At 44.7% G+C, this 12573-nt stretch carries 14 protein-coding genes and 1 pseudogene; 5 read left to right on the forward strand and 10 right to left on the reverse strand.

Features of this window, described 5'->3' with window-relative positions:
- Positions 1 to 323: pseudogene (locus A2517_RS02260) on the reverse strand (hypothetical protein); the annotation flags it as partial.
- Positions 307 to 894, reverse strand: a complete 588-nt coding sequence (locus A2517_RS02265) for a CheB methylesterase domain-containing protein (RefSeq protein WP_294893746.1) — start codon at positions 892 to 894, stop codon at positions 307 to 309. The pseudogene A2517_RS02260 and the gene A2517_RS02265, both read right to left, overlap by 17 nt.
- A 117-nt stretch (positions 895 to 1011) precedes the next feature.
- On the opposite strand from A2517_RS02265, the gene A2517_RS02270 reads away from it, so the two are divergent.
- Complete coding sequence (locus A2517_RS02270) at positions 1012 to 1266, forward strand: hypothetical protein (RefSeq protein WP_294893747.1); 255 nt, start codon at positions 1012 to 1014, stop codon at positions 1264 to 1266.
- A gap of 10 nt (positions 1267 to 1276) precedes the next feature.
- On the opposite strand, the gene A2517_RS02275 is transcribed toward A2517_RS02270, so the two are convergent.
- From A2517_RS02275 to A2517_RS02295, 5 genes are all read right to left on the reverse strand, one after another.
- A complete protein-coding gene (locus A2517_RS02275) occupies positions 1277 to 1681 on the reverse strand; it encodes an Rrf2 family transcriptional regulator (RefSeq protein WP_294893748.1) in 405 nt (134 codons plus the stop codon).
- The gene (locus A2517_RS02280) at positions 1681 to 2124 is read right to left on the reverse strand and encodes a DUF4395 domain-containing protein (RefSeq protein ID WP_294893749.1); all 444 of its coding nucleotides are present in this window, start codon (positions 2122 to 2124) and stop codon (positions 1681 to 1683) included. The genes A2517_RS02275 and A2517_RS02280 overlap by 1 nt, the downstream gene beginning before the upstream one ends.
- A 126-nt stretch (positions 2125 to 2250) precedes the next feature.
- Positions 2251 to 2622, reverse strand: a complete 372-nt coding sequence (locus A2517_RS02285) for a response regulator (protein WP_294893750.1) — start codon at positions 2620 to 2622, stop codon at positions 2251 to 2253.
- A complete protein-coding gene (locus tag A2517_RS02290) occupies positions 2619 to 3941 on the reverse strand; it encodes a methyl-accepting chemotaxis protein (protein ID WP_294893751.1) in 1323 nt (440 codons plus the stop codon). The genes A2517_RS02285 and A2517_RS02290 overlap by 4 nt, the downstream gene beginning before the upstream one ends.
- The gene (locus A2517_RS02295) at positions 3931 to 5838 is read right to left on the reverse strand and encodes an ATP-binding protein (protein ID WP_294893752.1); all 1908 of its coding nucleotides are present in this window, start codon (positions 5836 to 5838) and stop codon (positions 3931 to 3933) included. Before A2517_RS02295 ends, A2517_RS02290 begins: the two co-directional genes overlap by 11 nt.
- A 102-nt stretch (positions 5839 to 5940) precedes the next feature.
- Between A2517_RS02295 and A2517_RS02300 the strand changes: the two genes are divergently transcribed.
- Positions 5941 to 6453 carry a rhodanese-like domain-containing protein gene (locus A2517_RS02300; protein ID WP_294893753.1) on the forward strand — a complete coding sequence of 171 codons (513 nt, stop codon included), beginning with the start codon at positions 5941 to 5943 and terminating at the stop codon, positions 6451 to 6453.
- A 5-nt stretch (positions 6454 to 6458) separates the two neighbouring features.
- Here A2517_RS02300 and A2517_RS02305 read toward each other — a convergent pair whose 3' ends face one another.
- The 3 genes from A2517_RS02305 to fliP are packed head-to-tail and all read right to left on the reverse strand — an operon-like array spanning position 6459 to position 9612.
- Entirely contained in the window at positions 6459 to 7784 is a 1326-nt protein-coding gene (locus A2517_RS02305) for a hypothetical protein (protein WP_294893754.1), read from the reverse strand.
- Positions 7781 to 8896: a tRNA (uridine(54)-C5)-methyltransferase TrmA gene (gene trmA, locus A2517_RS02310; RefSeq protein WP_294893755.1), complete on the reverse strand. Its 1116-nt coding sequence runs from the start codon at positions 8894 to 8896 to the stop codon at positions 7781 to 7783. The genes A2517_RS02305 and trmA overlap by 4 nt, the downstream gene beginning before the upstream one ends.
- 8 nt (positions 8897 to 8904) lie before the next feature.
- Entirely contained in the window at positions 8905 to 9612 is a 708-nt protein-coding gene (gene fliP, locus A2517_RS02315) for a flagellar type III secretion system pore protein FliP (protein WP_294893759.1), read from the reverse strand.
- 139 nt (positions 9613 to 9751) lie between these two features.
- Here fliP and glmU point away from each other — a divergent pair, with 139 nt between their 5' ends.
- The 3 genes from glmU to uppS form a co-directional block, all read left to right on the forward strand.
- A complete protein-coding gene (glmU, locus tag A2517_RS02320; protein WP_294893756.1) occupies positions 9752 to 11056 on the forward strand; it encodes a bifunctional UDP-N-acetylglucosamine diphosphorylase/glucosamine-1-phosphate N-acetyltransferase GlmU in 1305 nt (434 codons plus the stop codon).
- Positions 11056 to 12336, forward strand: a complete 1281-nt coding sequence (coaBC, locus tag A2517_RS02325; RefSeq protein ID WP_294893757.1) for a bifunctional phosphopantothenoylcysteine decarboxylase/phosphopantothenate--cysteine ligase CoaBC — start codon at positions 11056 to 11058, stop codon at positions 12334 to 12336. The genes glmU and coaBC overlap by 1 nt, the downstream gene beginning before the upstream one ends.
- On the forward strand, positions 12333 to 12573 hold a 241-nt coding region (uppS, locus tag A2517_RS02330), incomplete at its 3' end, for a polyprenyl diphosphate synthase (protein ID WP_294893758.1). The genes coaBC and uppS, both read left to right, overlap by 4 nt.

Consider the following 12573-nt stretch of genomic DNA (forward strand, 5'->3'; position numbering starts at 1 on the left):
ACTACTTTATCGACTAGAAAATAGATTTGACGCGATTCTCTGAAAAAGTAGGTTTCATTCACCGTCAAGACATTAATCAACGCTTCCAAAATCGTACGGTCCGTTTGAATACGGGAGTACAGTTCCTCAAAAGAATAGATCTGATAATTCCGGCAGAAATGGATCAGTTTAGAGGTCGTAATCGACTCTTTTTTTTTAAAATGGATACCGGTGATAGCGGTAAACTTCTCTAACACTGCACTGGGATCGAGAAAACTTTCCACCTTTTGAGTCGCTTTTTCGGTAGATTCAGGGAGATTTTTAGATTTAAACCATCCAAACATTTGTCCCTCCGTACTCTTTTATCCGCTCGATAATCTCATCGATTGAACCGACATTGCCATTGCACACCAACTCTTTTGCACGGCGAGGCATACCGTAAACAATAGAACTTGCCTCGCTCTCAAAAAGACAATCACCCCCTGATTCATATAGCGATAATGATCCAAGCGCCCCATCATCCCCGATGCCGGTCAAGATCACCCCCAACCGTTTTAACGTAGGAGAGAGGTGCGATGCCGATGAAAATAATAAATCAATGTGAGGGTTATAGGGGTAATCCCCCTCACTCATAGGTTCCAACCAAATTTCCCCCTCTTTTTGAATGAGTCGGGAAGTTATCGAACAAATATAGATTTCACCTCTTTCCAATTTTAGCGGTTGGGTAACGGCGATGATAGGAAGGGGTGTTATCGACTGCAACTGATGGACGAAACTAGGGATAAAAGGGGCACTCATATGCTGTGCAATAATAATAGTCCCCTCATATCGGCTATCAAGCGAAGAGAGGATCGAATAGATTCGACCGGGACCACCTGTTGAAGCTCCAATAAGGATTAATGCGGTAATATTCATTCTCGTATTTTACCCCATAAATGACTTCGTTTGAGATCAATAAAGTGATAATTTTAGGTACGTTTTTTGCTTGTACTCTACTAAGAAAATACAAATCCAATTTAAAATGAGTACCGTATGCGCATCAACAAAGCAAGTGAAGCTATCTTAGCAAAATATGCTCCTAAAGAAAGACTCCGTGTCCAGCCTACTTATAAAAGTACCTCAGTTAATCTAAAAAGCTCTACTCTACAAGATTTTTATCAGGAAGTGTACGCCAAAAGCAATGCGGCGGTGGAGCAGGTTTATAACGGTAAAAATGCTCATGAAATTGAAACTATGATGATGCAAAATCGCAAACTCATCGAAACAAAACGCAATCTTCAGCGATAAGTCATCCCACTTAAATTTCATAATAATGGGGCTGATACGCCTGATCAAGTTCAGAGAGTTTCATCCCAAAAAGTGCGCGCATCTTATTCTCTATATCGCCCCAGAAATACTCTAAAATCAAACTTGAGCCCATATTTCCCTCAACTTTGTAAAACGGACCTTCCAACGCTTCTATGATGTCGATGACTTCGATCTCATGGCTGGCTCTAGAGAGTTTGTACCCCCCTGATGCTCCACGGATACTGCTTACAAGATGATTACGCCGCAAAATCGAGAGAAGCTGTTCAAGATAGCCATGGGAAATTTGTGTCATCGCCGAAATTTCCCTCACCTGCATCGCTCTCCCATGCGGTGCGTGAGAGAGTACATGCATCGCGGCAAGGCCGTATATCGCTTTGGAAGATAGGGCTGCCATTATTCAAATCCTTTCGGATAAAGTTTTTTTGCAATGTAATAAATTTTACATCCGACACAATATCCGAATAGCAACTCCAAGGAAGCGCAGAATAAAAATATTCCGCCGATTATCAAAACTGCCACATCCGCATTCAGCCAGTATGCGATCAGTAACGCGACGGTAAATCCAACGCCGAAAAATGCGGCCAAACGTTTTGCACCCGCATCTTCCATTTTGATGGGAAACGAAAGCTTTTTTTGAATAAAAAGTGACATGTTTTGAATAGGGCTTAGATGTTTATACCCGTACAATCGAAGGATAAAATCAATGACTAACATTATCAATAGTATCGAATTCTGTGTCACTAAAAATGCACTAATTGCACTTATTACGAATAATGTATTAATACGGACAACGGTCGCATCTATTTGACGAAAGATAAGGGGGCATTGTTGCGCCATAATAGTCTCCTAAAATTTTCACCATTTTAATAGTGTTTTTTCTTATTGTCAAGTATTCATACTAACTTACTAAGGTATTAATTTTTGGGACAAAAAAAAAGGGAGAGCCATCTCCCCCTAAAATTTTCAAGAACGTGATTTTACAAGTTCACGTATTTTTTTCTCTACACTCGCCAATGAATCAAACGGCTTCAGCAAATAATGATCCGCCCCGACTTTATGGCTTTGCAATACTTTATCCAACGTCGAGTAGGCGGTCATCATCACGACGACACACTCGGGGTCTTTCGCTTTGATCTCTTCCAGTACACTTAAACCGTCTTTTTGAGGCATCATAATGTCCAGAAGTACGCCATCATACTCACCCGCACGAAAACGGCTCACAGCGGTAAGAGGATTATCTATGTAGGTCGTTTTAAAATCACCCGATCGCCCTAATGCTTTTTCCAACATCATACCGATCGAAGTTTCATCATCAATAATCAATAAACGTATCATTTTGTCCCTCCAAATAGTTGATTAATCGCACTTCCCATTAAATCTTCCGTTTTCTCGGCAACCAAAATATCAAGTGCTTCAAAAACACCGTGGCTCGCCTCTTCAATCGTTCTAATACGCTGCTCGATCTGGGTGCGTGAACAGAGTTTTTTCCCTTCACCGCAATCGGCAATCAAGGCATTGGCTTGAGAGTGAACGGCGGCATGCGGTGCTTCCAATCGGCTGTACGATTTGAGATGACCGAATTGCTCTTTTCCGATTCCGCCATCATACCATTTGCCCAATCGGCAGTTGTGGTGATCAACCGGTTTGAAATCGTTTGATTGACCGAATAAGAAGGCATAAACATTATTTTTGAAAATAACATGGTCGATTTTCGCCAGATTACTGAAAATATAGTTGCTGATATCCATAATTTCATACACACTGCGCGAAGAGTTGCGTTGGAATACTGCCATACGGCTGCTAAGCTGCGATACTTCTTGTTTCGTATTGGAAACAATGCCGGAGAGCTCTTCGGTTGCACTTTCAATCTCATTGGTATCCTGCTGCATCGATTGAATCACAATTTCAATCTCTTTTGTCGCTTTTTGGGTACGTTCCGCCAGTTTTCGTACCTCATCGGCAACAACGGCAAACCCTCTTCCATGTTCTCCCGCACGTGCTGCTTCAATAGCGGCATTTAATGCCAAAAGATTGGTTTGATCGGCAATATCTTTGATCAGGGCAATAACATTGGAGACTTCATTCGATCGTGAAACCAGACTGGCCGTCGTCGAAAGGGTCCCCTCCATCAGTTCAGCCAGTTTATTCATATACTCATCGACATGGTTGGCAATTTTGAGCCCTTCATCGGAACCTTTAGCCGTTTCACCCGATTGCTGAACCATATCTTTGAGTTTTTCAAGGATATCCATAAAGACTTTTTGGGTGGCGTTCAATGCCCCTTTGATACTTTGTTGGTGCATTTCAAGCAATCCGCCGTCTTCACCGCCGACAACAGATGATTTGATTAAGACATATCCCCGCATCCCATTGCTTAGAGTTTTGCTTATGACCGAAGCTTCACACTCCCCCACAATAATTTCGGATGTCCCTTTGGAGAGTTCTCGTACAACACTCTCTTTATTCACTATCGCATCAGCTCTTGCATTGTAAAAAATCGGTTGACCCTGAGTGTTCAAAACAACCAATGCCTCTTTATCACTGAGTGCGGCTATCTCTTTATAAAGTGCCAACTCCTCTTTAAGTCCATCGCACTCTTCTTGCAACAACCGTTTCTCTTCCCTCAGTTTTACGCTCTCTCCATCAAACCACATCCATTGTCTCCTCATATTTTTTCAAAGTAATTTCAAAAACCGCACCATGATTTTCGTTACTCACCCGGACACTTCCCCCGTGTTTCTCGATAATCGCTTTAGCAACGTTCAGTCCAATGCCCATACTCTTCTTTTTATCTCCGCTAATCGCAAAATCAAAAATACCATCCAGCATCGACTCAGGAATTCCCCCCGCATTATCGGCGATGGTAATAGTAATCAGATCTTTATTACACGTAAAGCGAACATCGATTTGACGATTTTCATACGCTATTGTACCCTTTTCAAATTCATCTAACGCATTATTTATCATTATTATCCACACTTGTTCAAGGCGATTGGATATTCCCATCGTCATACAACTCGTTGTATCGTACTCACTAACTATCGAAAAAAGCTCATCGTTAATCCGAATCGGGGCAATATGTTTAGCACGGTTCATAATGATTCGAAGCGCGTACACCAATGTCATATGAATATTACACGGTTTCATCTCCTCTTTTCCCGTTCCGGCGAACTCATACATTGAACTCACAATCGATTCAATCCGTGATATCCCTTCTTGTATAGGCTGAAACAAAGGGAGGGCTTCAGGAATTTTATCCTCACACTCCCACTCCAGTAATTCAAGATTTCCTTTAATATACGTAATCGGAGTATTGATCTCGTGGGTTATCGCAGCAGCCAAACGTCCGACACTCATCAGTTTCGCATCGTTTATCTTATCCTCTTTGAGCTTCTCGAGTGGCGTAACATCAATAAAATAGAGAATATGATACTCCTCGCTACGTATCATTGGATTGGGCATAGAACTGATATGGACGGTAAAGAATTGCTTACTTTGATTCAAATATTCCATCACCAATCGTCCGTTAATCTCCCCACTGTACACTTTCGTAAAAATAGATTCTAATACCTCTTTTCGACTCCATCCTTTTAATGTAATCGGTTTTAAACCATCCGACGTTTCAGCAAACCAAGAGCATAAGGCGCACGATGAGAAGAACTCTTCATTATTTGTAAAGCCGTTTAGCTCCAAATATTTTTTATTGACCAGCATCGCTTCATACCGATGATCAAAAAGTACCGTCAACGAGGATTCGTAATCGATCAATTGCTCCATACTCGCCAAAATAGCCCGATTCACCTCACTCACATCCTGAGCGATACACACAATCTCTTCTATATCATTGTGCTGATTACGGATCGCATAAACCGTACTGTCTACGGTTACTAGAATCCCTTTGGCACTAACCAACTCCAAAATTCCCCGATAAATTTCTCCCGCTCTCAGACGTTCTCGGACCAAAGAACGTAAAAAATTCCAAAAACGGCGTTCCACAAACCGCATCCAATGGCTTCCGATCATCGTATCACTCTGATACCCTAACAATCGGCATATCAGGTCGTTCACCTCGATAATCAGACCGTTTTCTTCCATCCGAATCAAAAGAGATGTTTTCGAAATAGCTCCGAACATCAAATTAATTTGCTTATACGCTTTTTGTGCCTGTTTAGCCTCTATGGATTGACGAATTAAGCGTTCAGCCACTTTTTTTACCGCACTCGGGAGAAGCGGTTTAAGGAGGTATTTATCGACACCGACGTCTATCGCCTGTAAAAACAGATCACTTCCGTGAGCACTCGAAATAACTACCGTTTTTATGGCAGGATTTTCACTTTTGCTGCGGCTTATCGTCTCAAAAATAGTACTGTTCATCTGCATTGGGTGGAGAATCAGCAGGTCGATATCATCAAAAAAATCGGGTAAACTCTCTTGAATATTTACCTCTGCATCAAAGCTGAATAAAATTTCTCCGAAGGGATCTTTATTAGATAAATTGCTATTGCCTATAGCCCAATCGGTTACATAAACAATTTTTATAGTATCAATCATAAGCCCAACATTGTTTTTTCATAATAGTACATTAATTTTTTTCATCTGCGTATAATCTTCTTTAGATACAATTCGCAATTATCATTTTGTGAGGATTTTTTGATGAAAAAACTGCTATTTGTACTGCTTACGTGTGCGGCGTTAAACGCTGATGATATTTATGAGGGTGACCTTAGCGCTACGGAAGCCCATGAGATGCAGAAAAAAGGGGAAGCGATCATCGTCGATGTCCGCACCACCGTCGAATTTATCTATACGGGTCATGGAGAGGGATTTATCAATATCCCTGCGTATGAGTGGACCTATATCCCGAAATCGATCGAAGAGCGGGTTAAAAGTGCCGAATTTGAACTCAAAACCGACAAAACAAAAGGGCACGTCGACATTCAAAAGCTCTACGATGCCAAAGAGGTATTTAACAAAAACTTTGTCAGCGATGTCATGAAGGCGATGAAACTGCGTAATGTCGATTCGGTCATTTTGGTCTGCCGCAGCGGTCCTCGTTCAACTGCAGCGGCCAATCTCCTTGCCAAAGAGGGGATTAAAGCCTACAATCTCGAAAACGGATTTATGTTCGGATGGAAAGAGGCAAAAATGCCGTGGGACGGGTATTAAGAGCGTTATCTTCTGATAACGTCGCTCTCTCTCACATATAAATTCTCTCCCTCTGCCGTACGTTGCCATACACGATTAACAAAATACCCCGTGATATGTACCCATCCCCCTGATGGGTTCCCTGCCGTAAACGATCGGCGTTCTTCCCACGTATCGACCACAGAACCGCCCGGAGCGTTGTAAATCGGTGCATTGGATGCCATACGATACGCAGAAGATTTCCCCTGTTTAACCGGAGTGCTTGCTACTGTCGCCGGAGCTTTTAGCTCTTTTGATGCAGTTGTCTTCGTCGTTTTAGGAGGGGTAAGCTTTTGTTGCAATGCCTTGTTGAGTCTCTCGGTCGCATCAGCCGATTTGAGTGCTACTTTTGCCGGTGGAATCGGGCGATCTTTATACACGACTTTCTCCACAATCTTCTCCTGCACTACAGGGCGATCTTTGTAAACCACTTTTTCGACAATTTTTTCTTTGAGCGCAGGACGCTCTTTATAAACGACTTTTTCGACAACTCTCTCTTGAATGATCGTTTTAGTCCCTTTTTTCAAATTGGCAATCGTCGCCTGAGCCGCTGAGAGTTCACGCTGAAGGGCTACGATTTTCTCTGTCGGTTCTACCACTTTGGTCACAATCTTCTCTTGAACGACAACCGTAGAAGGGGCTTTTTGCATTTGAACTATCATAGCGTTGGCTTTGGAGAGCTCATTTTGGAGAGCTTTGACTTTAGCACTTTGATCACTCATTTTAGCACTCGGTTCAACCCCTTTGATCGGAGGTTGCCCTTGCATCGGACGGGTACGAAGTCTTTCAATCTCGGCTTTTGCATCGGTTAATGAAACGCGCAGCGCCGCCGCCTCTTTATCGGTTTTCCCCATCGATCTCTCAAGCGTATCGAAATCTGTTTTGGCTTTCACCAGAGCGCGTTTGAGATTTTCCCTCTCGACCTTGCTCACTTTGATCGTGTTGGTCTCTTTTGTAAGCCGTTCATTCTGAGCGGCAAAATCGCGATATTTTTGGTCTTTGGAGGTGAGTGTTTTTTCAAGACTCTGAATGACCCCTCTTTTTTGGGAGAGTTCGCGTTCTAACTCAGTCGTCCGTTTTTTCAGACTTTGCAGTTCACTGTTGCGTTGTTTGATCTCATTTTCGAGGTTGGATATCCGTTTTTGATACCCTTTGATTTTAGCCGTTGCATCGGTAGTGGAGAGGGCATTTTGCTCTTGACGGCACTCTTCGTATTTTTGTCTGAGTTTGGCGACATCGTTGAGGATAGCTTGAGGATCATTGGCACCGTATAGGTACAAGGCACTTAGTACACTCAGTATAACAACTCTCACACAGATCCTTTTTTGGTTAACTTCACACCCATCTCTAAATGGTGTGTGTAGGGGAATTGATCGAATGCCGCCATCGCGTCAATCGTATGGGTACGTGAGAGTATCTCTAAATCACGATAAAGGGTTTCAGGATTGCACGAGATATAGAGGAGATGATCGAAACGTGCAGCAAAAGCACACGGCTCTTCTCCAAGCCCTGCGCGAGGCGGATCGACAAAAAGGGTTTTGAGGTGATAATCAGCTACATTCAGCCCCTCAAGACGTCGAAATTCACGGACACTATCGAGGGCTTGGGTGAACTCTTCCGCCGATAAGCGGACAAACTCGATATTCTCCACACCGTTAAGTGCCATATTTTGTTTCGCCGCATGAATCGAAGATTTGGATATCTCCGTCGCCAATACACGATCAAACTGTGAGGCAAAAGGGATCGTAAAATTCCCCGCACCGCAGTAAAGTTCGAGAAGATCACCGCCGATACCGCCCACTTGTGAGAGCGACCACTCAATCATCTGCTCATTGACTCTCGGATTCGGTTGGGTGAAACTGTTTTCGATGTGGATATAGCGGTATTCACGTCCGTTAATGTGCAGTTTTTCGGTGACGTAGTCTTGGGAGAGGATCAGTTTTTGTTTGCGGCTCCGTCCAATAACGTAGACTCCGAGCCGTTTTTCGAGTTCACGTGCCCTGCTCTGCCACTGCTCATCCAGCGGTTTATGATAGAGCATACTGAGGGTTACTTCCCCCTCACCTGAGGCTAAAAAATCAACTCCGAAGAGCTTATGAGAAATCTCTAAATCGCTGATTTCGATCAGAAGTTTCTCCATAACCGCAGCAATAACTGGGGAGACAATCGAACATCTCTCAATCTTCAATGCCCCCTGCCGATCCAGCCGGCTCATCGCATAGGAGATACCCCCCTCATCGTGATAAATTTTAAATTCGGCACGGAAACGGTACTGTTCGCTCGGGGAGGGACATACAGTAATCTCACCCGTATACAAAGAAGAAAACATCTCTTTTACGGAAGAGAGTTTGTGGCTCAACTGCCCCTCATACCCCTCGTCATAATCGCGACAGCTGCCGCAAAGTCCGAAATACTCACACTGCATTGTAACCCTTATTTAACACTGGCGATCAGGTTTCCGATGAGCAAATTCCACCCATCGACCATAACAAAGACAAGAATTTTAAACGGCATCGAAATCATAACCGGAGGGAGCATCATCATACCCATCGACATCAGAATCGACGCAACAACCATATCGATAACGAGAAACGGCAAGAAGAGTAAGAACCCGATCTCAAATGCCGTTTTCAGCTCACTGATCATAAATGCGGGGATGACGATCGTGAGAGGAACCTCTTTGATTGATTGGGGATTTTCCATATGGCGGATACGGAGAAAAAGGGCCAAATCTTTCTCACGGGTATTGCGCACCATAAAGTTTTTAAACGGTTCGGTCGTTTTCTCGAACGCTTCATCGTAGGTGATCAACTCTTCACTGTAGGGTTTAATCCCCTCATCATACGCTTTGGTCGCTACCGGTTCCATGACGAATATGGTCAAAATAAGGGCGAGCATAACGAGAAGCTGTGTCGGAGGAACCTGCTGCGTCCCCAGAGCTTGACGCAAAAATCCAAATACGATGACAAAACGGGTAAACGTCGTCATCACGAGCACTAAACTCGGAGCCAAAAAGAGGATGGTAAGTACCAATAATACGTTGAGCGAACTGACCACTTCTGCCGGAGATTCGGGAGCGGTAAGATTAAAATTCATCGCAGGAATCTGCGGATCGGCACCCCATAGCATCAGAGGGATCATAAAGAGAAAAAAGGCTAAACGACCCAAACCGGACTCCGTAGATAAAGAATAGTTTTTAAAGAGGCGATAATACCACAACCTAAGTCTCTATCTTGATTAAATTCTGATAAAATTGCATGAATTATTCTCAGGAGCATGTATGTTGAACCCTCTCTCTATCGTCATTTTAGCCGCCGGAAAAGGGTCTCGGATGAAATCACCGAAAGCGAAAGTGCTCCATGAGATATGCGGACGGGAGATGCTCTACTACAGCATTAAAGCCGCGCGGGAAATTACCGACGACGTGATCGTGGTCGTCGCCCACCAGAGAGATGCCGTGATCGCGGCGATGGAGAGATATTTTAGTGATCTCACTTTTATCACCCAAGATGCCGAGAATTTCCCCGGTACGGGGGGTGCTATGATGGGAGTGAAGCCTAAATACGATGATGTCCTTGTTCTTAATGGCGATATGCCTCTGATAGAGCGCACAGCAATCGAAAAATTTCTCGCCAACCCCGCCGACATCGTTATGTCGGTTATCTCACTCGAAAACCCGAGCGGATACGGACGGGTCGTCATCGAAAACGACCGTGTCCAGCGAATCGTTGAAGAGAAAGATGCGTCTGCGAGCGAAAAAGCGATCCATACCGTCAATGCAGGCGTCTATGCGTTTAAACATCACGTACTGCAAACCTATATCCCTCAATTGTCCAATGCCAACGCCCAAGGGGAGTATTACCTCACCGACGTTATCGAGATGGGACGCAATGACGGCCTCTCTATTTCACCTCTGTTTGTCGAAGAGGTGGAGTTTAAAGGGGTCAACTCCAAAAACGATCTCGCCAATGCCGAGATGATTATGATGGATCGTCTGCGCCGCTTATGGATGGATGCGGGGGTAATTATGCAGCTTCCCGAAACCATTTACCTCGAAGAAGGGGTGAAATTCGAAGGGGAGTGTGTGATCGAAAACGGTGTACGGCTCTGCGGCAACACCCTCATAGTCAACTCCCATATCAAAGCCCATAGCGTTATCGAAGATTCCACAATAACGAATTCCGACGTCGGCCCGCTGGCGCATCTACGTCCTCTAAGTGTGTTGGAAGATACCCATGTCGGAAACTTCGTCGAGGTGAAAAAATCAACCCTCAAAGGGGTCAAAGCGGGACATTTGAGCTATCTCGGCGATGCGACCATCGGCGAGGGGAGCAACATCGGTGCGGGAACCATCACCTGCAACTACGACGGGGTGAAAAAATACCAGACGATTATCGGCAAAAATGTCTTCGTCGGAAGCGACACGCAGCTCGTTGCCCCCGTAGAGATAGCCGATAACGTCATGATCGCCGCAGGCACCACCGTCACGGCAGGAAAATACGAGAGCGACATCCTTATCCTCAGCCGTACCCCGATCCGAAAAGTAGCGGGATTTTTCACCAAATTTTTCGGAAAAGGGAAATAATGCAGATTCCCACTAATCTTCTTGAAGGTAAAAAAATCCTCCTAGGTGTCACGGGGTCGATTGCGGCGTATAAATCATTAGAGTTACTCCGCCTCTACATCAAAGCGGGTGCCGAAGTGCGAGTCGTTATGACCCCAGCCGCCAAAAAGTTTGTCGCACCGCTGAGTTTCGAAGCCCTCAGCCGCAACCGCGTGTTAGATGACACCAACGAATCGTGGGCGGATGATTTCAACCATATCAAGATTTCTCAGTGGGCGGATATACTTGTCATCGCCCCCGTCACCGCCAACACAATCGCCAAACTCGCCAACGGCATCGCCGATACGATCCTCACCCAGTGCGCCCTCGCCTATCCAGGGGTCAAACTCATCGCCCCCTCAGCCAACACCAACATGATCCAAAATCCGATGATTCAAGCATCCCAAAAAATGCTCGCCATTGCCAACTATGAGATCATTGAGACTCAAACCAAAGAGCTGGCATGTCAGGTCGTCGGGGACGGTGCTATGGCTGAGCCGATGGATATCTTTTTTGAAACGGCAAAAGTGTTGCTCAAAGAGAGTTATTGGGAAGATCGACGTGTGGTTATTACCGGCGGGGGGACGAGAGAAAAGATCGATGAAGTACGCTATATCTCCAACTTTTCATCCGGAAAAATGGCAAAAGCGATTGCCCTCTCTCTCTATCTCAAAGGGGCGGATGTGTGCTACATCACCACAAAGGGAAATGATAGTCTTCCAAAAAGCATCTACACGATAGAGGTAGACGATGCGCAGGAGATGTTAGAGTACACCCAAGATGCACTCCGTATTGCCAAAAAAGGGAAATTGAGCAAAGCTTCACTCACTACGGCAGATGCCATTAAACTGATACAAAAACGCCCTTTTTTGTTTATGGTCGCAGCCGTAGCGGACTTTACCCCTAAATTTCCGCAACAAGGGAAACTCAAAAAATCGACGCTAGGGGAGAATTGGCAGATTGAACTCACCCAAACATCGGATATTTTAAGTACACTTGCCAAAGATCGAGAGGGGGTTACCACGATCGCTTTTAAAGCGGAAATGGATACCCAAGAGGGGCTAAACAACGCGAAAGAGCTTTTGACGAAAAAAGAGGTCGATGCGGTGTGTTACAACCTTCTCGAAGATGCCAAAAGTTTTGGGGGAGACCAAAACAGTATTACCTTTATTACCAAAGAGGATCAAATCGATCTAGGACGCCACAGCAAGTTTGAGCTTGCCGAAAAGATCGTACATCATGCACAAGCGTGTAGCGCATGAGCAATCAGCCTCACCACATCGCAATCATCATGGACGGAAACGGCCGCTGGGCAGAGGCTCAGGGAAAAAGCCGAACCTATGGACATGAACGAGGGGCTGAGAGTGTACGTACTATCACCACCTATTGCGCCAAGCACCATGAAATCGACCGTCTCACCCTTTATGCGTTCAGTACCGAAAACTGGAAACGCCCCAAACTCGAAGTCGAATTTTTAATGAAACTTTTAGAGCGGTATC

This window comes from Sulfuricurvum sp. RIFOXYD12_FULL_44_77, assembly GCF_001830725.1.
Classification (GTDB): Bacteria; Campylobacterota; Campylobacteria; order Campylobacterales; family Sulfurimonadaceae; genus Sulfuricurvum; species Sulfuricurvum kujiense_A.